This is a genomic window from Polaribacter sp. PL03 (assembly GCF_033875165.1).
Lineage (GTDB): Bacteria > Bacteroidota > Bacteroidia > Flavobacteriales > Flavobacteriaceae > Polaribacter.
Window position 1 is genome coordinate 449,111 of the sequence record NZ_JAWZSV010000003.1, and the last position, 19,428, is coordinate 468,538.

Annotated in this window: 33 protein-coding genes; all 33 read left to right on the forward strand. The window is 32.4% G+C overall.

Features of this window, described 5'->3' with window-relative positions; all coding sequences use genetic code 11:
- Entirely contained in the window at nt 1–306 is a 306-nt protein-coding gene (rpsJ, locus tag SHK09_RS07940) for a 30S ribosomal protein S10 (RefSeq protein ID WP_075342599.1), read from the forward strand.
- 288 nt (nt 307–594) lie between these two features.
- Nucleotides 595–1,212 carry a 50S ribosomal protein L3 gene (gene rplC / locus SHK09_RS07945; protein ID WP_319810239.1) on the forward strand — a complete coding sequence of 206 codons (618 nt, stop codon included), beginning with the start codon at nt 595–597 and terminating at the stop codon, nt 1,210–1,212.
- On the forward strand, nt 1,212–1,841 hold the full coding sequence (gene rplD, locus SHK09_RS07950) for a 50S ribosomal protein L4 (RefSeq protein ID WP_319810240.1): 630 nt from the start codon (nt 1,212–1,214) through the stop codon (nt 1,839–1,841). Before rplC ends, rplD begins: the two co-directional genes overlap by 1 nt.
- A 9-nt stretch (nt 1,842–1,850) precedes the next feature.
- Nucleotides 1,851–2,141: a 50S ribosomal protein L23 gene (rplW, locus tag SHK09_RS07955; protein WP_319810241.1), complete on the forward strand. Its 291-nt coding sequence runs from the start codon at nt 1,851–1,853 to the stop codon at nt 2,139–2,141.
- Between the two features lie 12 nt (nt 2,142–2,153).
- A complete protein-coding gene (rplB, locus tag SHK09_RS07960) occupies nt 2,154–2,978 on the forward strand; it encodes a 50S ribosomal protein L2 (protein ID WP_319810242.1) in 825 nt (274 codons plus the stop codon).
- A gap of 6 nt (nt 2,979–2,984) precedes the next feature.
- Entirely contained in the window at nt 2,985–3,263 is a 279-nt protein-coding gene (rpsS, locus tag SHK09_RS07965; protein WP_088323519.1) for a 30S ribosomal protein S19, read from the forward strand.
- A gap of 6 nt (nt 3,264–3,269) precedes the next feature.
- Nucleotides 3,270–3,683: a 50S ribosomal protein L22 gene (gene rplV, locus SHK09_RS07970; RefSeq protein WP_319810243.1), complete on the forward strand. Its 414-nt coding sequence runs from the start codon at nt 3,270–3,272 to the stop codon at nt 3,681–3,683.
- A 2-nt stretch (nt 3,684–3,685) separates the two neighbouring features.
- Nucleotides 3,686–4,414 (forward strand): 30S ribosomal protein S3, encoded by a 729-nt coding sequence (gene rpsC / locus SHK09_RS07975; protein ID WP_147116873.1) that lies wholly within the window; start codon nt 3,686–3,688, stop codon nt 4,412–4,414.
- Nucleotides 4,415–4,436: 22 nt separating this feature from the next.
- Nucleotides 4,437–4,868, forward strand: coding sequence for a 50S ribosomal protein L16 (gene rplP / locus SHK09_RS07980; protein WP_100947455.1), 432 nt, complete (start codon nt 4,437–4,439; stop codon nt 4,866–4,868).
- A gap of 11 nt (nt 4,869–4,879) precedes the next feature.
- Nucleotides 4,880–5,071 carry a 50S ribosomal protein L29 gene (gene rpmC / locus SHK09_RS07985; RefSeq protein WP_319810244.1) on the forward strand — a complete coding sequence of 64 codons (192 nt, stop codon included), beginning with the start codon at nt 4,880–4,882 and terminating at the stop codon, nt 5,069–5,071.
- Nucleotides 5,072–5,091: 20 nt separating this feature from the next.
- Nucleotides 5,092–5,349, forward strand: a complete 258-nt coding sequence (gene rpsQ, locus SHK09_RS07990; RefSeq protein WP_018943599.1) for a 30S ribosomal protein S17 — start codon at nt 5,092–5,094, stop codon at nt 5,347–5,349.
- Nucleotide 5,350: 1 nt separating this feature from the next.
- Nucleotides 5,351–5,719 (forward strand): 50S ribosomal protein L14, encoded by a 369-nt coding sequence (rplN, locus tag SHK09_RS07995; protein ID WP_068451523.1) that lies wholly within the window; start codon nt 5,351–5,353, stop codon nt 5,717–5,719.
- Nucleotides 5,720–5,731: 12 nt separating this feature from the next.
- On the forward strand, nt 5,732–6,034 hold the full coding sequence (rplX, locus tag SHK09_RS08000) for a 50S ribosomal protein L24 (protein WP_319810245.1): 303 nt from the start codon (nt 5,732–5,734) through the stop codon (nt 6,032–6,034).
- Nucleotides 6,035–6,042: 8 nt separating this feature from the next.
- Nucleotides 6,043–6,594 (forward strand): 50S ribosomal protein L5, encoded by a 552-nt coding sequence (gene rplE / locus SHK09_RS08005; RefSeq protein ID WP_299670759.1) that lies wholly within the window; start codon nt 6,043–6,045, stop codon nt 6,592–6,594.
- A 3-nt stretch (nt 6,595–6,597) separates the two neighbouring features.
- Entirely contained in the window at nt 6,598–6,867 is a 270-nt protein-coding gene (gene rpsN, locus SHK09_RS08010; RefSeq protein WP_319810246.1) for a 30S ribosomal protein S14, read from the forward strand.
- Between the two features lie 163 nt (nt 6,868–7,030).
- On the forward strand, nt 7,031–7,429 hold the full coding sequence (gene rpsH, locus SHK09_RS08015; protein ID WP_319810247.1) for a 30S ribosomal protein S8: 399 nt from the start codon (nt 7,031–7,033) through the stop codon (nt 7,427–7,429).
- A gap of 10 nt (nt 7,430–7,439) precedes the next feature.
- A complete protein-coding gene (gene rplF, locus SHK09_RS08020; protein ID WP_319810248.1) occupies nt 7,440–7,985 on the forward strand; it encodes a 50S ribosomal protein L6 in 546 nt (181 codons plus the stop codon).
- 12 nt (nt 7,986–7,997) lie between these two features.
- Nucleotides 7,998–8,348, forward strand: coding sequence for a 50S ribosomal protein L18 (gene rplR / locus SHK09_RS08025; RefSeq protein WP_319810249.1), 351 nt, complete (start codon nt 7,998–8,000; stop codon nt 8,346–8,348).
- 3 nt (nt 8,349–8,351) lie between these two features.
- Nucleotides 8,352–8,876, forward strand: coding sequence for a 30S ribosomal protein S5 (gene rpsE, locus SHK09_RS08030; RefSeq protein ID WP_319810420.1), 525 nt, complete (start codon nt 8,352–8,354; stop codon nt 8,874–8,876).
- An 11-nt stretch (nt 8,877–8,887) separates the two neighbouring features.
- Nucleotides 8,888–9,070, forward strand: coding sequence for a 50S ribosomal protein L30 (rpmD, locus tag SHK09_RS08035; protein WP_319810250.1), 183 nt, complete (start codon nt 8,888–8,890; stop codon nt 9,068–9,070).
- A 13-nt stretch (nt 9,071–9,083) separates the two neighbouring features.
- The gene (gene rplO / locus SHK09_RS08040; RefSeq protein WP_319810251.1) at nt 9,084–9,533 is read left to right on the forward strand and encodes a 50S ribosomal protein L15; all 450 of its coding nucleotides are present in this window, start codon (nt 9,084–9,086) and stop codon (nt 9,531–9,533) included.
- A 13-nt stretch (nt 9,534–9,546) separates the two neighbouring features.
- Nucleotides 9,547–10,869: a preprotein translocase subunit SecY gene (gene secY, locus SHK09_RS08045; protein WP_319810421.1), complete on the forward strand. Its 1,323-nt coding sequence runs from the start codon at nt 9,547–9,549 to the stop codon at nt 10,867–10,869.
- A gap of 1 nt (nt 10,870) precedes the next feature.
- Nucleotides 10,871–11,086: a translation initiation factor IF-1 gene (infA, locus tag SHK09_RS08050; RefSeq protein WP_004568721.1), complete on the forward strand. Its 216-nt coding sequence runs from the start codon at nt 10,871–10,873 to the stop codon at nt 11,084–11,086.
- A gap of 16 nt (nt 11,087–11,102) precedes the next feature.
- Entirely contained in the window at nt 11,103–11,219 is a 117-nt protein-coding gene (gene ykgO / locus SHK09_RS08055; protein WP_004568720.1) for a type B 50S ribosomal protein L36, read from the forward strand.
- Nucleotides 11,219–11,584 (forward strand): 30S ribosomal protein S13, encoded by a 366-nt coding sequence (rpsM, locus tag SHK09_RS08060; RefSeq protein WP_319810252.1) that lies wholly within the window; start codon nt 11,219–11,221, stop codon nt 11,582–11,584. Before ykgO ends, rpsM begins: the two co-directional genes overlap by 1 nt.
- Nucleotides 11,585–11,662: 78 nt before the next feature.
- Nucleotides 11,663–12,046: a 30S ribosomal protein S11 gene (rpsK, locus tag SHK09_RS08065; RefSeq protein ID WP_077809818.1), complete on the forward strand. Its 384-nt coding sequence runs from the start codon at nt 11,663–11,665 to the stop codon at nt 12,044–12,046.
- A gap of 81 nt (nt 12,047–12,127) precedes the next feature.
- A complete protein-coding gene (gene rpsD, locus SHK09_RS08070; RefSeq protein WP_319810253.1) occupies nt 12,128–12,733 on the forward strand; it encodes a 30S ribosomal protein S4 in 606 nt (201 codons plus the stop codon).
- A 93-nt stretch (nt 12,734–12,826) separates the two neighbouring features.
- On the forward strand, nt 12,827–13,819 hold the full coding sequence (locus SHK09_RS08075) for a DNA-directed RNA polymerase subunit alpha (protein ID WP_319810254.1): 993 nt from the start codon (nt 12,827–12,829) through the stop codon (nt 13,817–13,819).
- Between the two features lie 60 nt (nt 13,820–13,879).
- A complete protein-coding gene (gene rplQ, locus SHK09_RS08080; RefSeq protein WP_319810255.1) occupies nt 13,880–14,353 on the forward strand; it encodes a 50S ribosomal protein L17 in 474 nt (157 codons plus the stop codon).
- A gap of 93 nt (nt 14,354–14,446) precedes the next feature.
- Nucleotides 14,447–15,559, forward strand: a complete 1,113-nt coding sequence (gene carA / locus SHK09_RS08085) for a glutamine-hydrolyzing carbamoyl-phosphate synthase small subunit (RefSeq protein WP_319810256.1) — start codon at nt 14,447–14,449, stop codon at nt 15,557–15,559.
- 116 nt (nt 15,560–15,675) lie between these two features.
- Nucleotides 15,676–16,965 (forward strand): phosphopyruvate hydratase, encoded by a 1,290-nt coding sequence (gene eno, locus SHK09_RS08090; protein WP_319810257.1) that lies wholly within the window; start codon nt 15,676–15,678, stop codon nt 16,963–16,965.
- 179 nt (nt 16,966–17,144) lie between these two features.
- Nucleotides 17,145–18,431 carry a citrate synthase gene (locus tag SHK09_RS08095; protein ID WP_319810258.1) on the forward strand — a complete coding sequence of 429 codons (1,287 nt, stop codon included), beginning with the start codon at nt 17,145–17,147 and terminating at the stop codon, nt 18,429–18,431.
- A 69-nt stretch (nt 18,432–18,500) separates the two neighbouring features.
- A complete protein-coding gene (locus SHK09_RS08100; RefSeq protein WP_319810259.1) occupies nt 18,501–19,415 on the forward strand; it encodes a dimethylarginine dimethylaminohydrolase family protein in 915 nt (304 codons plus the stop codon).
- The last annotated feature ends 13 nt before the right edge of the window (nt 19,416–19,428 follow it).

Below are 19,428 nucleotides of genomic sequence, written 5' to 3' on the forward strand. Positions count from 1 at the left end.
ATGAGTCAAAAAATTAGAATTAAATTAAAGTCTTACGATTACAATTTAGTAGATAAATCTGCTGAAAAAATTGTAAAGACTGTTAAAAGTACTGGTGCTGTTGTAAACGGACCAATACCTTTACCAACACATAAAAAGATTTTTACAGTATTACGTTCTCCACACGTAAACAAAAAATCTAGAGAGCAATTTCAATTATCTGCTTACAAAAGATTGTTAGACATTTATAGTTCTTCTTCGAAAACTATTGATGCTTTAATGAAACTTGAGTTACCAAGTGGTGTTGAAGTTGAGATTAAAGTTTAAGTAAAATATTAACTTTCGGTTTAATTTTGTTAAACCGAAAGTTTTTTATACTTTTGCAACCCGAATTAGTGTCGGGTGATGCTTGTTTTAGTGTTAAAACTAAAATAAGTGACATGTCCTAAGCGTTTCGCGAAGGAAAAACGGTAAAAACAAAATCAGCGTTGAATTTGTTTTGCGCTGTTTTTTTTGGAAGAAACTCAAGGGAATTAAGTGAAACGATAGTTTCAAACAAATAATTATTAATATAGACGCGCTGGATAATAATCTATCGTCTAAAATTTTAACTAAATGTCTGGGTTAATAGGAAGAAAGATTGGGATGACCAGCTTATTTGATGAAAACGGGAAGAATATTCCTTGTACAGTAATCGAAGCGGGTCCTTGCGTTGTTACCCAAGTCAGAACCGAAGAGGTTGACGGCTACAATGCGTTACAGCTTGGTTTCGATGACAAAAAAGCAAAGAGTTCTAACAAAGCGTTAGATGGTCACTTTAAAAAGGCTGGCTCTACTGCTAAGAAAAAAGTCGTTGAATTTCAAGGGTTTGAAGGAGAGTATAAATTAGGAGATTCTATATCTGTAGAGCACTTTGAAGAAGGTGAATTTGTAGATGTGTCTGGTGTTTCTAAAGGTAAAGGTTTTCAGGGTGTTGTAAAACGTCATGGATTTGCTGGTGTTGGTCAAGCAACGCACGGTCAACATAACCGTTTAAGAGCTCCAGGTTCAATTGGTGCTGCATCTTATCCTGCAAGAGTGTTCAAAGGAATGCGTATGGCAGGTAGAATGGGTGGAGATAAAGTGAAAGTACAAAACTTAAGAGTATTAAAAGTAGTTGCTGAGAAGAATCTACTTGTTGTTAAGGGAGCAGTTCCTGGACACAAAAATGCTTATGTAACTATTCAGAAATAATGGAAATAGCAGTTTTAGATATTACAGGAAAAGATACAGGAAGAAAGGTTGAGCTTTCTAAAGATGTATTCGGTATAGAGCCTAATGATCACGCTATTTATTTAGATGTTAAGCAATATTTGGCAAATCAACGTCAAGGAACGCATAAGTCTAAAGAAAGAGCTGAAATTACAGGTTCTACTAGAAAAATAAAAAAACAAAAAGGAACTGGTACTGCAAGAGCAGGTTCTATCAAGTCTGGTGTTTTTAGAGGTGGAGGACGTATGTTCGGACCAAGACCTAGAGATTATTCTTTTAAATTGAATAAGAACTTAAAGCGTTTAGCTCGTAAATCAGCTTTAAGTATTCAAGCAAATGATAAAAACTTAGTTGTTGTTGAAGATTTCGATTTCGAAACTCCAAAAACTAAAAATTTCTTAAACGTTTTAAAAGCGTTTCAGTTAGAAACTAAAAAATCTTTGTTTGTGTTAGGTAATGAAAATGCAAATGTGTATTTGTCATCACGTAACTTGAAGAAATCTAAAGTTATTAAAGCTTCTGAATTAAATACTTATGGTGTGTTAAATGCTAATAAGATTATAATGACTGAAAGCTCTTTAGAAGGTATAAACACAAATTTAAGCAAATAGGGAGTCAAAATGAGTATTTTAATAAAACCTATTATTACGGAAAAAGCTACAAACGATAGTGAATTATTTAATCGTTATACATTTGTAGTAGATAGAAAAGCTAATAAATTAGAAATTAAAGGAGCTGTTGAAGCAACTTACGGAGTTTCTATTTTAAGTGTGAAAACTTTAAATTATCCAATACAAAGAAATACTAAGTTTACTAAGAAAGGTTTAGTTACTGGTATTAAGAGTGGGTATAAGAAAGCAATCGTACAGATAGCAGAAGGAGAAAGTATTGATTTTTATAACAATCTTTAAGAAAAGACAAACATGTCAGTTAGAAAATTAAAGCCAATAACACCAGGTCAGCGTTTTAGAGTTGTAAATGGGTTCGACACCATAACAACTGATAAGCCGGAGAAAAGTTTACTTGCTCCGAAAAAACGATCTGGAGGTCGAAACAATCAGGGTAGAATGACAACACGTAATATAGGTGGTGGTCATAAACAAAAATATCGTATTATCGATTTTAAAAGAGATAAACAAGGTATTCCTGCAACAGTAAAAACTATAGAATACGATCCAAATCGTACTGCATTTATTGCTCTATTAAGTTATGCTGATGGTGAAAAGCGTTATGTGATAGCACAAAACGGTTTAAAAGTAGGTCAAGTAATAGTTTCAGGTAAAGAAGTGTCTCCAGAAATCGGAAATGCATTATATTTAAGTGAAATTCCATTAGGAACTACTATTTCTTGTATAGAGTTACGTCCAGGTCAAGGTGCTGTTATGGCTCGTTCAGCTGGTTCTTTTGCACAGTTAATGGCAAGAGATGGTAAATATGCAACGGTAAAATTACCTTCTGGTGAAACTAGATTGATTTTATTAACTTGTATGGCTACAATTGGAGTTGTATCTAATTCAGATCACCAATTACTAGTTTCTGGTAAAGCTGGTAGATCTAGATGGTTAGGTAGAAGACCAAGAACTAACCCAGTTAGAATGAATCCTGTAGATCACCCAATGGGTGGTGGTGAAGGACGTGCTTCTGGAGGTCATCCAAGATCTAGAAATGGTATTCCTGCAAAAGGATTTAAGACAAGGTCTAAAACCAAAGCTAGTAATAAGTATATTTTAGAACGTAGAAAGAAATAATAAGTTATGGCAAGATCATTAAAAAAAGGACCTTACGTTCACTATAAATTAGAGAAAAAAGTGTTAGCTAATGTAGAAGCTGGTAATAAAACCGTAATTAAAACTTGGTCTAGAGCAAGTATGATTACTCCAGACTTCGTTGGTCAAACAATTGCTGTTCATAATGGACGTCAGTTTGTACCAGTATTCGTTACAGAAAACATGGTAGGGCACAAATTAGGCGAATTTTCACCAACACGTTCTTTTAGAGGACACGCTGGTGCAAAAAATAAAGGTAAAAAATAGTAGGCAATGGGAGTTCGTAAAAAAAATATGGCAGATCAGTTAAAGGAAGCTAGAAAGCATCGTGCTTTTGCTAAGCTTACTAACTGTCCTACGTCACCAAGGAAAATGCGTTTAGTAGCGGATCAAGTAAGAGGTGTTGAAGTTGAAAAAGCTTTACAAATCTTAAAATTCAGTCCAAAAGAGGCATCTATAAACTTAGAAAAATTGTTATTGTCTGCAATTGCAAACTGGCAAGCTAAGAATGAAGATGCAGCTATTGAAGAGGCTGGATTATATGTGAAAACTATTTGTGTAGATAGCGCAGGAATGTTAAAAAGATTAAGACCAGCTCCACAAGGGCGTGCTCATAGAATTCGTAAGCGTTCTAATCACGTTACTTTAGAGTTAGGTGCTAAAAATTTAAGTAATCAAGCTAAGTAGAAATGGGACAAAAAACAAATCCAATAGGAAATCGTTTAGGAATCATCAGAGGTTGGGAGTCTAACTGGTATGGTGGAAATGACTACGGAGATAAAATTGCTGAAGATTTTAAGATTAGAGAGTATATTCATGCTAGATTATCTAAAGCAAGTGTTTCTAGAGTAATTATAGAGCGTACTTTAAAACTTGTAACCGTTACTATCACTACTGCTAGACCTGGTATTATTATCGGGAAAGGTGGTCAGGAAGTAGACAAGTTAAAAGAAGAGCTTAAAAAAATTACAGGAAAAGAAGTTCAAATTAATATTTTTGAAATCAAGCGTCCAGAATTGGATTCTAGATTGGTTGCAACAAGTGTTGCTCGTCAAATTGAAAATAGAATTTCTTACAAGAGAGCTATCAAAATGGCTATTCAAGCTACTATGCGTATGAACGCTGAAGGAATTAAAATTCAAATTTCAGGTCGTTTAAATGGTGCAGAAATGGCTCGTTCAGAACATTTTAAAGAAGGTAGAATACCTCTTTCTACTTTTAGAGCAGATATCGATTATTCACTTGTTGAAGCTCATACTACTTATGGAAGATTAGGTATTAAAGTATGGATTATGAAAGGTGAGGTATATGGTAAAAGAGAATTATCACCATTAGTTGGTTTGTCTAAAAAACAATCTGGTGGTAATAAAGGTGGTGGAGATAGAGGAAAAAGACCGCAACCTCGTAGAAGAAAATAATTTTTAAAATTAGAAATTAAAAATGTTACAGCCAAAAAGAGTAAAATACCGTAAGGTACAGAAGGCGAAAGGAAATATGACTGGTATTTCAGGTAGAGGGAATCAACTTTCTAATGGAATGTTTGGTATCAAATCTATTGACCAGAACTTATTAACTTCACGTCAAATAGAAGCAGCTCGTATCGCGGCAACTCGTCATATGAAAAGAGAAGGTCAGTTATGGATTAAGATATTTCCAGACAAGCCTATTACCAAAAAACCTTTAGAAGTACGTATGGGTAAGGGTAAGGGTGCACCAGATCATTTTGTTGCAGTTATTAAGCCAGGTAGAATTTTGTTTGAAATTGGTGGTGTACCAATGGATGTAGCAAAAGAAGCTTTACGTTTAGCAGCTCAAAAACTTCCAGTAAGAACGAAGTTTGTAGTAGCAAGAGATTTTGATATTAACGCTTAATTCGAAATAGAATGAAACAATCAGAAGTAAAAGAATTATCTATAGCAGATCTTAATGAGAAGCTTGGAGCGTTGCAAAAGAATTATACTGATCTTAAAATGGCTCACGCAATAACTCCTTTGGAGAATCCATTGCAATTGAGAATTTTAAGAAGAACTGTAGCAAGAATTGCAACAGAATTAACAAAAAGAGAATTACAATAATTCTATAGTCAGTTTTAAAGATGGAAAAAAGAAATCTTAGAAAAGAGAGAATTGGTGTTGTTTCTAGTAACAAAATGGAAAAATCTATTGTTGTTGCAGAAACTAAAAGAGTAAAGCACCCAATGTACGGAAAGTTCGTATTAAAGACTAAGAAGTACGTTGCACACGACGAAAAGAATGATTGCAACGAAGGAGATACTGTTAGAATCATGGAAACAAGACCTATGAGTAAATCTAAACGTTGGAGATTAGTAGAAATCCTAGAAAGAGCTAAATAATATGTTACAGACAGAATCAAGATTAAAAGTAGCAGATAATACTGGAGCCAAAGAGGTTTTAGTTATTAGAGTTTTAGGAGGAACAAGAAAACGTTACGCAAGTATTGGAGACAAGATTGTTGTAGCTGTTAAATCTGCGACTCCAAACGGAACTGTAAAGAAAGGTCAAGTATCTAGAGCAGTTGTTGTAAGAACTAAAAAAGAAGTAAGACGTAAAGACGGATCTTATATTAGATTTGATGATAACGCTTGTGTTCTTTTAAATCCTACAGAGGAGATGAGAGGAACACGTGTATTCGGTCCTGTTGCTCGTGAGCTTCGTGAGAAACAATTCATGAAAATAGTATCATTAGCACCTGAAGTGCTTTAACATTATAATAAGATGAAGAAGTTTAAAATTAAATCAGGAGATACTGTAAAAGTAATTGCAGGAGACCATAAAGGATCTGAAGGAAAAGTATTACAGATCATCAAGGATAAAGATAGAGTATTAGTTGAAGGTGTAAACTTAGTTTCTAAGCACACTAAACCTAATGCACAAAATCCTCAAGGTGGTATTGTAAAGAAGGAAGCTTCTCTTCACATTTCTAACGTTATGTTAGTTGAAGAAGGTGTAGCTGTAAGAGTAGGTTATCAGGTTGATGGAGATACTAAAACTAGAATCTCTAAAAAAACTAAAAAATAAGAATAATCATGAGTTACGTACCAAGATTAAAATCAGAATACAAAGAAAGAGTTGTAAAAGCTCTTACTGAAGAATTCAGTTATAAGAATGTTATGCAAGTGCCAAAATTAGAAAAGATTGTTGTTTCTAAAGGTGTTGGTGCTGCAATAGCAGATAAGAAATTAATAGATTATGCTTTAGAAGAGTTGACTAAAATCACTGGACAAAAAGCTATATCTACTATGTCTAAGAAGGATGTTGCATCATTCAAATTACGTAAAGGTATGCCAATTGGTGTAAAAGTTACGTTAAGAGGTGATAAAATGTATGAGTTTTTAGATAGACTAGTTACAGCTTCTTTACCTCGTGTAAGAGACTTTAACGGTATTAAAGCTAATGGTTTTGATGGGAGAGGTAATTACAATTTAGGTATTACTGAACAAATCATTTACCCAGAGATAAATATTGATCAAGTTAAAAAAATCAATGGTATGGATATTACATTTGTAACATCTGCTGACACTGATAAAGAAGCAAAATCATTATTAGGAGAATTAGGTTTACCATTCAAAAAAAATTAAGAAATGGCTAAAGAATCAATGAAAGCTCGCGAACGTAAGAGAGCAAAGACAGTTGCAAAATATGCTGAAAAAAGGAAAGCTTTGAAAGAAGCTGGAGATTATCAAGCATTGCAGAAATTACCAAAGAATGCTTCACCAGTTAGAATGCATAATAGATGTAAATTAACAGGTCGTCCAAAAGGATATATGAGACAATTTGGTTTATCTCGTGTAACGTTTCGTGAAATGGCAAATCAAGGTTTAATACCGGGTGTTAAAAAGGCATCTTGGTAGAAAACTAAAATAAAGCTTATTAATAAAAATAGAATGTGTATCTTTGCACGCTCTATTTTTTTTGAGTATAAGAATTTTAACTGATTATAGGTTCAAACATCACAGATTTTTCTGTAGCATAAATAGAGATGTTTTGAAAACCGTAATCGCAATATAAATAAATATGTATACAGATCCAATCGCGGATTTTCTTACTAGAGTAAGAAATGCAATCGCAGCAGGACACAGAGTAGTGGAAATTCCAGCTTCAAACTTGAAGAAGGAAATGACTAAGATTTTGTTTGATCAAGGATTTATTTTAAGCTACCAGTTCAATGACGATAAAGTTCAAGGGACAATTAAGATAGCTTTAAAATATGACAGAGAAACAAAAGAGTCAGTAATTAGAAAAATTCAACGTATCAGTACACCTGGTTTGCGTAAATATGTTGGCTCTACTGAGATGCCAAGAGTATTGAACGGACTTGGAATTGCTATTGTTTCTACATCTAGAGGTGTAATGACAAACAAAAAAGCACGTCAAGAGAATGTTGGAGGAGAAGTTTTATGTTATGTTTATTAATTTGTAAGAAATGAGTAGAATAGGAAAAAATCCCGTTAGCATTTCACAAGGTGTAGATGTAAACATTAAAGACAATGTTGTAACTGTAAAAGGAAAATTAGGTGAGTTAACTCAAAAAATTTCTGACGGTATTACAATTAAAATTGAAGATGGTGTTATCACTTTAGATAGAGCATCTGAAAGTAAAGACCATAAAGCACAACATGGTTTAATGAGAGCTTTAATCAATAATATGATTGAAGGTGTTAGTAAAGGTTGGACTAAGGATTTGGAATTGGTTGGTGTAGGTTATAGAGCATCAAATCAAGGTCAAAAATTAGATTTAGCTTTAGGTTTCTCTCATAATATTGTTTTAGAAATAGCTCCAGAAGTTAAAGTTGAAACAATATCTGAGAAAGGGAAAAACCCGATCATTAAATTATCTTCATTTGACAAACAATTAGTTGGTCAAATAGCTGCAAAGATTCGTTCTTTCAGAGCACCTGAGCCTTACAAAGGTAAAGGAGTTAAGTTTGTTGGTGAATTATTAAGAAGAAAAGCAGGTAAATCTGCATAATAATAGAGCAATATGGCATTATCAAAGCTACAAAGAAGAGCTAGAATAAAGCGTAGAATCAGAAAGATAATTTCTGGTACTGCTACTAAACCGAGATTATCGGTTTATAGAAGTAATAAAGAAATTTACGCTCAAATAGTTGACGATGTAAACGGAGTAACATTAGCTTCAGTTTCATCTCGAGATAAAGATATAAAAGCAGATACTAAAATAGAAGCGGCTACAGCAGTTGGGAAATCAATCGCAGAAAAAGCAACTAAATTAGGATTAGAAAAAATTGCTTTTGATAGAAATGGTTATTTATACCATGGTAGAGTTAAAGTATTAGCAGAAGCTGCAAGAGAAGCTGGTTTAAAATTTTAAGAAATTATGCAAGGTTATAAAAACGTAGAAAGAGTTAAGCCAAGTGGGCTTGAACTTGTAGATAAATTAGTTGGAGTACAACGTGTTACTAAAGTTACTAAAGGTGGTAGAGCTTTTGGTTTCTCTGCAATTGTTGTTGTAGGTGATGGTAATGGTGTTGTTGGACATGGATTAGGTAAATCTAAAGATGTTGCATCTGCAATTGCTAAAGCAATTGAAGACGCAAAGAAAAATTTAGTTAGAATACCTATTCTTGATGGTACTTTACCTCATGAGCAAAAAGGTAAATTTGGTGGAGCTAAAATCTTCATAAAACCTGCTTCTCCTGGTACAGGGGTTATTGCTGGTGGTGCTGTTCGTATGGTATTAGAATCTGTTGGGGTACATGATGTTTTATCAAAATCTCAAGGATCTTCTAATCCTCACAATGCAGTAAAAGCTACTTTTAATGCATTATTGCAATTGCGTAGTGCAACTTCAATAGCGAAGCAAAGAGGTGTCTCTTTAGAAAAAGTATTTAACGGATAAACCTAAGAACGATGGCAAGAATCAAAGTTACACAAGTAAAAAGTCAAATCGGGCGTCTTCAGAGTCAAAAGAGAACTTTAGAGGCATTAGGTTTACGTAAAATGAACCAGACTGTAGAACATGAGGCAACTCCTTCTATAGTAGGTATGGTAAATACAATTAAACACTTAGTTTCTTTCGAAGAAATTAAATAAGATTTATAAAAAAATGAGTTTACACAATTTAACACCAGCATTAGGTTCCATTAAAAAAGGAAAAAGAATTGCAAGAGGTGAGGGTTCTGGAAAAGGTGGTACCGCTACAAGAGGTCACAATGGACAGAAATCTCGTTCTGGTTATTCTAAAAAGATTGGATTTGAAGGGGGACAAATGCCTCTTCAAAGACGTGTGCCTAAGTTTGGTTTCACTAATATTAACCGTAAGGAATATCAGGGAATCAACTTAGATAAATTACAATCTTTAGTAGATAGTGGAAAAATAACAGATACAGTAAGTTTAGATATCCTTATTGCTAATAGATTAGCAGGTAAAAATGACCTAGTTAAAATATTAGGAAATGGAGAATTAAAAGCTAAATTAAATATAACTGTACATAAATATACAGCATCAGCAAAAGCAGCTATTGAAGCAGCAGGAGGTGAAGTTGTAACTTTATAAGAACACGTAAATGATGAATTTTATTAATACGCTAAAAGACATATTCAAAATTGAAGAATTAAAGAATAAAATTCTTCTTACTATCGGTTTAATTGCTGTTTATCGCTTTATGGCTTCTGTTCCATTACCTGGAATAGATCCATTACAGCTGTCAGCTTTAAAAGATAGTACTTCTGGAGGTCTTTTGGGATTATTGAATGCATTTACAGGTGGGGCATTTGCTAGGGCGTCAGTAATGGCTCTTGGTATAATGCCATATATTTCTGCATCTATTGTAGTTCAGTTAATGGGAATTGCGGTTCCATATTTACAGAAACTACAAAAAGATGGAGAAAGTGGTAGGAAAAAAATTACACAAATTACAAGATGGTTGACAATAGTTATAACATTGGTGCAAGCACCAACTTATATTACTGCTATTAAAACTCAATTTAATTTACCTCCTGAAGCTTTCCTAGTTGGAGGTGTTACTTTTTGGATTTCGTCTATCATAATCTTAACTGCAGGTACAATTTTTGCTATGTGGTTAGGAGAGCGTATTACAGACAAAGGGATTGGTAATGGAATTTCATTATTAATTACTGTAGGTATTATTGCTAATTTCCCTTCTGCTTTTTTGCAAGAATTTCTTTCAAAAACAACAAATGCTGGCGCAGGTGGAATTATGATGGTTTTAATTGAAATTATCGTTTGGTTTGTAGTTATTTTATTAACCGTTCTTTTAGTAACAGCTGTTCGTAAGATTGCTGTACAATATGCAAGAAGAACAGTTGCAGGTAATACTCAAAATGTTGCAGGTTCAAGAGACTATATTCCTTTGAAATTAAATGCAGCAGGTGTTATGCCAATTATTTTTGCACAAGCAATTATGTTTTTACCTTTAGCTTTAGGTCAAAAGTTTCCAGCTTTGGTTGGTTTAACAGATCCTAATGGTTGGCAGTATAATGTTATCTTTGCTTTGTTAATTATCATTTTTAGTTATTTTTATACAGCAATTACTATTCCTACGAATAAAATGGCTGAAGATTTAAAAAGAAGTGGTGGTTTCATACCAGGAATAAGACCTGGTAAGGATACAGCAGACAGATTAGATAGTGTTTTATCTAGAATTACTTTTCCAGGATCGTTGTTCTTAGCTGCATTGTCTATATTACCAGCTATTGTTGGTCAGTTTGGAGTACAACAAGGTTGGGCAATGTTTTACGGAGGGACATCATTAATTATTATGGTAGGTGTGGCAATTGATACTATGCAACAAATTAATTCGTATTTGTTAAACAATCATTATGATGGTTTAATGAAAGCGGGGAACAGCAACAGAAAATCGACTAAATAATATGGCTAAACAATCAGCAATTCAACAAGACGGAACTATCACAGAGGCATTATCTAATGCTATGTTTCGTGTAGAATTAGAAAACGGACATATTGTTACGGCACACATTTCTGGTAAAATGCGAATGCATTATATTAAATTATTACCTGGAGACAAGGTAAAATTAGAAATGAGTCCATACGATTTATCAAAGGCAAGAATTACTTACAGATACTAAAAAAAAAACAAAACAGATGAAAGTTAGAGCATCAGTTAAAAAAAGAAGTGCCGACTGCAAAATAGTTCGCAGAAAAGGTAGATTATACGTAATTAATAAACAAAATCCTAGATTTAAACAAAGACAAGGGTAATGGCAAGAATAGCAGGTATTGATATTCCAAAGAATAAAAGAGGGGTTATTGCTTTAACTTACATCTTTGGTATTGGAAGCAGCAGAGCTAAAATAGTTTTAGCAGAAGCAAAAGTAGACGAAAGCATCAAAGTTCAAGATTGGACTGATGATCAAATCGCTGGAATTAGAGAACAAGTTGGATCTTTCACTATTGAAGGAGAATTACGTTCAGAAGTTCAGATAAACATCAAACGTTTGATGGATATCGGTTGTCAAAGAGGAATCCGTCATAGACTAGGACTTCCTTTAAGAGGACAAAGAACTAAGAACAATTCTCGTACAAGAAAAGGTAAGAGAAAAACTGTAGCTAACAAGAAAAAATAAAGTTAGACAAGTAATAAAGATCTAATATTGGTTTAATACTATAAAATTAGAAAACTAAATTACTAAAACTGAATAATTATGGCAAAAGCAAGTTCAAAAAAACGTAAAGTAATAATCGAGGCTATAGGAGAAGCGCATGTAACTGCATCTTTTAATAATATCATTATTTCTTTGACAAATAAAAAAGGTGACGTTATTTCATGGTCATCTGCAGGTAAAATGGGTTTTAGAGGTTCTAAAAAGAATACTCCATATGCAGCTCAATTAGCAGCAGAAGATTGTGCAAACGTTGCAAAAGAGGCAGGTTTACGTAAAGTTAAAGTTTATGTAAAAGGACCAGGTAATGGTAGAGAATCTGCTATTAGATCAATTCATAATGCAGGTATTGAAGTAACAGAAATTATTGATGTTACACCAATTCCTCATAACGGATGTCGCCCTCCAAAGAGAAGAAGAGTATAATTAAATATTTTAACTTGATGGGAACAAGATTATCGAAGGAGAAAGCCTTAATTCATAATCCCCGTCTATAACACTAAAGAAATGGCAAGATATACAGGACCAAAAACTAAAATTGCTCGTAAGTTTGGTGAAGCAATTTTTGGAGAAGATAAAAACTTCGAAAAAAGAAATTACCCTCCAGGACAGCATGGAAATGCAAGAAGAAGAGGAAAAAAATCTGAATATGCTACCCAATTAATGGAAAAGCAAAAAGCTAAATATACTTATGGTATACTAGAGCGTCAGTTTAGAAACTTATTTAAAGATGCATCATCTTCTCAAGGGATTACTGGTGAAATCTTATTACAATTATGTGAATCTCGTTTAGATAACGTTGTTTACAGAATGGGAGTTTCTAAATCTAGAAGTGGAGCACGTCAATTAGTTTCTCATAGACATATTACTGTAAATGGAGAATTAGTTAATGTACCATCTTTCAGATTAAAAGAAGGAGATGTTGTTGCCGTTAGAGAAAAATCTAAATCTTTACAAGCTATTGATGATGCATTAGCATCTAGTAGTAATGTATTTGAATGGTTAACTTGGAATTCAGATAAGAAAGAAGGAACTTTTGTAAAAGTACCTGCTAGATTACAGATTCCAGAAAACATCAAAGAACAATTAATCGTAGAATTATATTCTAAGTAATAAATTAATCATATTGAGATTCAGCCAAAGGGTTTATAAGTGTTTCTTCACACTTATAAACCGCGCAACTGAATTACAATTAAAACGAAGAAAATGGCAATTTTAAATTTTCAAAAACCAGATAAAGTTATAATGATTGAATCTACTGATTTTTCAGGTAGATTTGAATTCAGACCGTTAGAACCAGGTTTTGGTTTAACTGTAGGAAATGCTTTAAGAAGAGTTCTTTTATCTTCTTTAGAAGGTTTTGCAATTACATCATTAAGAGTAGATGGTGTTGAGCATGAATTTTCTACTGTTCCTGGAGTTGTAGAAGATGTTACAGAGATTATTTTAAACTTAAAACAAGTTCGTTTTAAGAAACAAATTGAAGAGACTGATAGAGAAACTGTTTCTATATCATTATCTGGTCAAGAGCAGTTTACTGCAGGAGACTTACAGAAATTTATTTCAGGTTTTCAAGTGTTGAATCCTGATCTAGTAATCTGTAACATGGATAAATCTGTAAAATTAAATGCAGAAATTACAATAGAAAAGGGTAGAGGATTTGTACCTGCTGAAGAAAATAAGAAAGCTTCTGCACCAATAGGAACAATCTTTACAGATTCTATTTATACGCCAATTAAGAATGTAAAGTATGCAATCGAAAATTTTCGTGTAGAACAAAAAACGGATTATGAAAAATTAGTTTTCGATATCGATACTGATGGATCTATTAATCCTAAAGATGCATTAACTGAAGCTGCAAAAATTTTAATTCACCACTTTATGTTATTCTCTGATGAGCGTATCACTTTAGAGGCTGATGAAATTGCACAGACTGAAACATATGATGAAGAGTCATTACATATGCGTCAATTATTAAAAACTAGATTAATCGACATGGATTTATCTGTTAGAGCTTTAAACTGTTTAAAGGCTGCAGAAGTAGATACATTAGGTGATTTAGTTTCTTTTAATAAAAGTGATTTGATGAAATTTAGAAACTTTGGTAAGAAGTCGTTAACAGAACTAGAAGAATTAGTTATTGTTAAAGGTTTAAGTTTTGGAATGGATTTAGGTAAATACAAATTAGATAGAGATTAATCTTTCATATTTTGCTCCTCATAATGAGTCGATGCAAGATGAAAAAATAAAACAAGCGTCATGAGACACGGAAAAAAACACAATCATTTAGGAAGAACAACTTCGCACAGAAAAGCGATGTTAGCAAATATGACTTGTTCTTTAATAGAGCACAAGCGTATTAATACTACAGTGGCTAAAGCAAAAGCATTAAGAGTCTTTGCTGAACCATTAATTACAAAGTCTAAAAGTGATACTACTCACAATAGACGTATAGTATTTTCTCACCTACGTGATAAGTTTGCAGTTACAGAATTATTTAAAGAAATCTCTGTAAAAATAGCTGACAGACCAGGAGGTTACCTACGTATTATAAAGTTAGGAAACCGTCAAGGGGATAATGCTCCTATGGCAATGGTAGAATTAGTTGATTACAACGAAATCTATAATCCTAATGGTAAAAAAGCAAAGAAAACTACAAGAAGAGGGAAAAGCAAAAAGGCTGATTCTGCTCAAGTAGAAGGAACTGCAACAGAAGAAAAATCTGAAGAATAAAAAATGAAAATTTTTTAATCATATAAAAGGGATAAACGTTTACGTTTATCCCTTTTTTTATATTTTTACATCAACAAACACAATTATATAGTAATGAAATATCAAACTAGAAAAAAGGCCTTAGTTTTATTAGCTGATGGAACTATCTTTTATGGAAAATCTGTAGGTATTGAAGGAACTTCAACAGGAGAAATTTGCTTTAATACTGGTATGACAGGTTATCAGGAAATTTTTACAGATCCATCATATTTTGGACAAATTATGGTTACCGCAAATGCCCATATTGGTAATTATGGAGTTAATGATAATGAAGTTGAATCTGACGGAATTAAAATTTCTGGATTAATTTGTAGAAATTTTAGTTTTACACATTCTAGAGTAGATTCTGATGGTAACTTGAAAGATTGGTTTGAAAAACATAACATTGTAGCAATCTCTGATGTTGATACAAGGGCATTAGTCGCTTACATAAGAAATAATGGTTCTATGAATGCTATTATTTCTACTGATATTGATAATATTGAAGAATTAAAAAAGCAATTATCGAATGTTCCTTCTATGGAAGGTTTAGAATTAGCTTCTTCTGTTTCAACTAAGGAACCTTATTTTATTGGTGATGAAAATTCATTAATAAAAATAGCAGCATTAGACATTGGTATTAAGAAAAATATTCTAAGGAATTTAGCAAAAAGAGGAGCGTATGTAAAAGTATTCCCTTACAATTCTAAATTTACAGACTTAGAATCATTTAAACCTAATGGATATTTTATTTCTAACGGACCTGGAGATCCAGAACCTTTAACAGGAGCTCAAGAGCTTGCAAAAGAAATTATAAAAAGAGATTTACCATTGTTTGGTATCTGTTTAGGGCATCAAGTAATAGCTTTAGCAAATGGTATTTCAACTTATAAAATGCATAATGGACATAGAGGTATTAATCATCCTGTTAAAAATTTATTAACTGGTAAAGGTGAAATTACTTCCCAAAACCATGGTTTTGCAATTAATAAAGAAGAAACCGAAAAGCATGATAATGTAGAAATTACTCATGTTCATCTAAATGATCATACAGTTGCAGGTATTAAATTAAAAAATAAACCAGTATTTTCTGTTCAATATCATCCGGAGGCTAGTCCTGGACCACATGATTCAGAATATTTATTTGATCAATTTATTGAAATGGTTAAGAACCATTCGAAAAACTAATATTATCTTTTTTGATTGAAAACGTTTTCGTAAGAAAGCATTTTAAGTGAAATGATTAAGAACCTAATTTTGTAAATTAGCAGTATAAATAGTAAATTAATTAAAACATATATATAATGAGCATTATTATTAGCGTTCACGCACGTCAGATTTTTGATTCAAGAGGAAACCCAACAGTTGAAGTAGATGTTACTACCGAAAATGGTGTTTTAGGTAGAGCAGCTGTACCTTCTGGTGCATCTACAGGAGAACATGAAGCAGTTGAATTACGTGATGGTGGTAAAGCTTACATGGGTAAAGGTGTTTTAAAAGCGGTTGATAATGTAAATAAAGTTATAGCTCAAGAACTTTTAGGAGTTTCTGTTTTTGAACAGAATACTATAGATCAATTAATGATTGATTTAGATGGTACGCCTAATAAATCTAAACTAGGAGCAAATGCTATTTTAGGAGTTTCTCTTGCAGCAGCTAAAGCAGCAGCAAATGAATTAGGAATGCCTTTATATAGATATGTTGGTGGTGTTTCTGCAAATACACTTCCCCTTCCAATGATGAATATTATTAATGGAGGTTCTCATTCTGATGCACCAATTGCATTTCAAGAGTTTATGGTAATGCCAGTTAAAGCAGAGACGTTCTCACAAGCTATGCAAATGGGATCTGAGATTTTTCATAATTTAAAGAAAGTTTTACATGACAGAAACTTATCTACAGCAGTAGGTGATGAAGGTGGTTTTGCACCAAACTTGGCAGGTGGAACAGAAGATGCTTTAGAAACAATAGAATTAGCAGTAAAAAATGCTGGTTATTCTTTTGGTGATGAAATTAAGATTGCATTAGATTGTGCTGCAGCAGAATTTTATGTGAATGGAAAATATGATTATACTAAATTCGAAGGAGAAACTGGTAAAATTCGTTCTAGTAAAGAACAAGCAGATTATCTAGCAGAATTAGCAGCTAAATACCCTATTATCTCTATCGAAGATGGTATGGATGAAAATGACTGGGATGGTTGGAAGTATTTAACTGAAAAAATTGGTGATAAAGTTCAATTAGTTGGTGATGATTTATTTGTGACTAACGTAGAACGTTTATCTAGAGGTATCGAAAATGGTATTGCAAATTCAATTTTAATTAAAGTAAATCAGATTGGTACTTTAACAGAAACTATTGCTGCCGTTAATATGGCTAAAAATGCAGGTTATACATCTGTTATGTCTCACAGATCTGGTGAAACAGAAGACAATACTATTGCAGATTTAGCAGTAGCATTAAATTGTGGTCAAATTAAAACAGGTTCTGCATCTCGTTCAGATAGAATGGCGAAATATAATCAACTTTTAAGAATAGAAGAAGAATTAGGTGCTGTTGCTTATTTCCCTAAGGAAAAAGCATTTAACATCTAAGTTTATCTCTTTATAATAAAAAAGCCTCACATGTAAAATTGTGAGGCTTTTTTTGTTGTTTAAATTCAATAAGTTAATGTTATTTATAAATGCTAAAAATCTATACGAAGACATTTCAGAATTCTCCAAAAATTGGTATCTTCGTGGGATTAAGAAAACATTAAAATAAACTTTTATAGATGGCAGATATAGCAAAATTACAAATAGGAGAAGATTCTTATGAATTTCCTCTTATTAAAGGAACAGAAAATGAAGTTGCAATAGACATAAAATCTTTGCGTGGAGCTACAAAAGGAGTTATTACAATAGATCCAGGGTATAAAAACACAGGTTCTTGTGAAAGTGCTATTACATTTTTAGATGGTGAAAAAGGAATTTTAAGATATAGAGGTTATTCTATTGAAGAATTAGCAGAAAAAGCAGATTTTTTAGAAGTTGCTTATGCATTAATTTTTGGAGAATTACCAAATAAAGAACAATTAGAAAAGTTCCATTCAGATATAAAATCTAATTCTGTTGTAGATGATGATATTAAGAAAATTCTAGATGCTTTTCCTAAAACAGCACATCCAATGGGTGTATTGTCTTCATTAACAAGTGCACTTACAGCATTTAACCCTTCATCTGTTAATGTAGAATCTGAAGAAGATATGTATAATTCAGTTGTTAAAATTATGGGTAAATTCCCTGTTTTAGTAGCTTGGACAATGCGTAAAAAACAAGGTTTACCATTAAATTATGGTTCTAAATCTTTAGGATATGTTGAAAATATCTTAAAAATGATGTTTGAACAACCTAATGAAGAATATGTAATTAATCCTATTATAAAAGATGCTCTAGATAAGTTATTAATCTTACACGCAGATCACGAACAAAATTGTTCTACTTCTACAGTAAGAATTGTAGGTTCATCTCATGCAGGTTTATTTGCTTCATTATCAGCAGGAATTTCTGCTCTTTGGGGTCCATTACATGGTGGTGCAAACCAAGCAGTATTAGAAATGCTAGAAGCTATTAAGGAAGATGGTGGAGACACTAAGAAGTATATGGCTAAGGCAAAGGATAAAAGTGATCCTTTTAGATTAATGGGATTTGGACATAGAGTTTATAAAAACTTTGACCCAAGAGCAACAATTATTAAAACAGCAGCAGATGAAGTTTTAAAAGAATTGGGTGTAGAAGATCCTATTTTAGAAATAGCAAGAGGTTTAGAACAAGAAGCTTTAAATGACCCTTACTTTGTTGATAGAAAATTATATCCTAATGTAGATTTCTATTCAGGTATTATTTATAGAGCAATGGGTATTCCTGTTGAAATGTTTACAGTAATGTTTGCTTTAGGACGTTTACCAGGTTGGATTGCACAGTGGAAAGAAATGCGTTTAAATAAGGAACCAATAGGAAGACCTCGTCAAATCTATACAGGTGAAAATTTAAGACCTTTTCAAACTATCGAAAAAAGATAATTTAAATTACTACATTTACTTTAATAAAAAGCTTCATAATTATATGAAGCTTTTTTTATCACTATTTATATGATAAACTTAAATATTAAAAACGAAACGTCTAGATTAAGATCTGTTGTTTTAGGAATTGCAAATAGTAATGGACCTATACCAAAAGTAGAAGACTGTTATGATCCTAAAAGTGTACAACACGTTATTGCAGGAACTTATCCAAGAGAAGAAGATATGGTTGTTGAAATGGAAGCTGTTGCTGTTATTTTAGAAAAATATAATGTTGAAGTTTTTAGGCCAAATGTTATTAATAACTATAATCAGATTTTTTCTAGAGATATTGCTTTTGTAATTGATAATAAATTAGTGAAAGCAAATATTTTACCAGATAGAGATCAAGAAATAGAAGCAATAAATCATGTTATCTCTAAGGTTGACCCTAAAAACATTATAAAACTACCCGAAGAATGTCATGTAGAAGGTGGAGATGTTATGCCTTGGAATGATTATCTTTTTGTTGGAACATATTCTGGTGAAGATTATTCAGAATATATTACAGCAAGAACAAATGTAGATGCAGTTATTGCTTTACAAGAATTATTTCCGGAAAAAACGGTAAAATCTTTTGAATTAAGAAAGCACAATACAGACCCTAAAGAAAATGCTTTACATTTAGATTGTTGTTTTCAGCCAATAGGAAAAGATAAAGCAATACTACATAAAAATGGTTTTCTAGTAGAGAAAGAATATGAATGGTTGTTAGATTTCTTTGGAAAAGAAAATGTTTTTGAAATAGATAAAGAAGAGATGTTTAATATGAATAGTAATATTTTTTCTATCTCTGAAGACGTTATTATATCAGAAAAAAGCTTCACTCGTTTAAATTCATGGTTAAGAAATAAAGGGTTTACGGTAGAAGAAGTATCATATTCAGAAATTGCTAAACAAGAAGGTTTACTTCGTTGTTCTACAATGCCACTTATAAGAGATTAGTTTTTTATAAAAT

Bases quoted from the DNA above. Each gene is read 5' to 3' on its own strand.
- rpsJ (WP_075342599.1), top strand. From the start codon at position 1: ATGAGTCAAAAAATTAGAATTAAATTAAAGTCTTACGATTACAATTTA.
- rplB (WP_319810242.1), top strand. From the start codon at position 2,154: ATGTCAGTTAGAAAATTAAAGCCAATAACACCAGGTCAGCGTTTTAGA.
- rpsC (WP_147116873.1), top strand. From the start codon at position 3,686: ATGGGACAAAAAACAAATCCAATAGGAAATCGTTTAGGAATCATCAGA.
- rpsM (WP_319810252.1), top strand. From the start codon at position 11,219: ATGGCAAGAATAGCAGGTATTGATATTCCAAAGAATAAAAGAGGGGTT.
- rplF (WP_319810248.1), top strand. From the start codon at position 7,440: ATGAGTAGAATAGGAAAAAATCCCGTTAGCATTTCACAAGGTGTAGAT.
- infA (WP_004568721.1), top strand. From the start codon at position 10,871: ATGGCTAAACAATCAGCAATTCAACAAGACGGAACTATCACAGAGGCA.
- rpmD (WP_319810250.1), top strand. From the start codon at position 8,888: ATGGCAAGAATCAAAGTTACACAAGTAAAAAGTCAAATCGGGCGTCTT.
- rpsH (WP_319810247.1), top strand. From the start codon at position 7,031: ATGTATACAGATCCAATCGCGGATTTTCTTACTAGAGTAAGAAATGCA.
- rpsN (WP_319810246.1), top strand. From the start codon at position 6,598: ATGGCTAAAGAATCAATGAAAGCTCGCGAACGTAAGAGAGCAAAGACA.
- rplR (WP_319810249.1), top strand. From the start codon at position 7,998: ATGGCATTATCAAAGCTACAAAGAAGAGCTAGAATAAAGCGTAGAATC.
- SHK09_RS08075 (WP_319810254.1), top strand. From the start codon at position 12,827: ATGGCAATTTTAAATTTTCAAAAACCAGATAAAGTTATAATGATTGAA.
- rpmC (WP_319810244.1), top strand. From the start codon at position 4,880: ATGAAACAATCAGAAGTAAAAGAATTATCTATAGCAGATCTTAATGAG.
- eno (WP_319810257.1), top strand. From the start codon at position 15,676: ATGAGCATTATTATTAGCGTTCACGCACGTCAGATTTTTGATTCAAGA.
- secY (WP_319810421.1), top strand. From the start codon at position 9,547: ATGAATTTTATTAATACGCTAAAAGACATATTCAAAATTGAAGAATTA.
- rplO (WP_319810251.1), top strand. From the start codon at position 9,084: ATGAGTTTACACAATTTAACACCAGCATTAGGTTCCATTAAAAAAGGA.
- rpsK (WP_077809818.1), top strand. From the start codon at position 11,663: ATGGCAAAAGCAAGTTCAAAAAAACGTAAAGTAATAATCGAGGCTATA.
- ykgO (WP_004568720.1), top strand. From the start codon at position 11,103: ATGAAAGTTAGAGCATCAGTTAAAAAAAGAAGTGCCGACTGCAAAATA.
- rplD (WP_319810240.1), top strand. From the start codon at position 1,212: ATGGAAATAGCAGTTTTAGATATTACAGGAAAAGATACAGGAAGAAAG.
- rplQ (WP_319810255.1), top strand. From the start codon at position 13,880: ATGAGACACGGAAAAAAACACAATCATTTAGGAAGAACAACTTCGCAC.
- rplV (WP_319810243.1), top strand. From the start codon at position 3,270: ATGGGAGTTCGTAAAAAAAATATGGCAGATCAGTTAAAGGAAGCTAGA.
- SHK09_RS08100 (WP_319810259.1), top strand. From the start codon at position 18,501: ATGATAAACTTAAATATTAAAAACGAAACGTCTAGATTAAGATCTGTT.
- rplP (WP_100947455.1), top strand. From the start codon at position 4,437: ATGTTACAGCCAAAAAGAGTAAAATACCGTAAGGTACAGAAGGCGAAA.
- rplE (WP_299670759.1), top strand. From the start codon at position 6,043: ATGAGTTACGTACCAAGATTAAAATCAGAATACAAAGAAAGAGTTGTA.
- SHK09_RS08095 (WP_319810258.1), top strand. From the start codon at position 17,145: ATGGCAGATATAGCAAAATTACAAATAGGAGAAGATTCTTATGAATTT.
- rpsS (WP_088323519.1), top strand. From the start codon at position 2,985: ATGGCAAGATCATTAAAAAAAGGACCTTACGTTCACTATAAATTAGAG.
- rplX (WP_319810245.1), top strand. From the start codon at position 5,732: ATGAAGAAGTTTAAAATTAAATCAGGAGATACTGTAAAAGTAATTGCA.
- rpsD (WP_319810253.1), top strand. From the start codon at position 12,128: ATGGCAAGATATACAGGACCAAAAACTAAAATTGCTCGTAAGTTTGGT.
- rplN (WP_068451523.1), top strand. From the start codon at position 5,351: ATGTTACAGACAGAATCAAGATTAAAAGTAGCAGATAATACTGGAGCC.
- carA (WP_319810256.1), top strand. From the start codon at position 14,447: ATGAAATATCAAACTAGAAAAAAGGCCTTAGTTTTATTAGCTGATGGA.
- rplC (WP_319810239.1), top strand. From the start codon at position 595: ATGTCTGGGTTAATAGGAAGAAAGATTGGGATGACCAGCTTATTTGAT.
- rplW (WP_319810241.1), top strand. From the start codon at position 1,851: ATGAGTATTTTAATAAAACCTATTATTACGGAAAAAGCTACAAACGAT.
- rpsQ (WP_018943599.1), top strand. From the start codon at position 5,092: ATGGAAAAAAGAAATCTTAGAAAAGAGAGAATTGGTGTTGTTTCTAGT.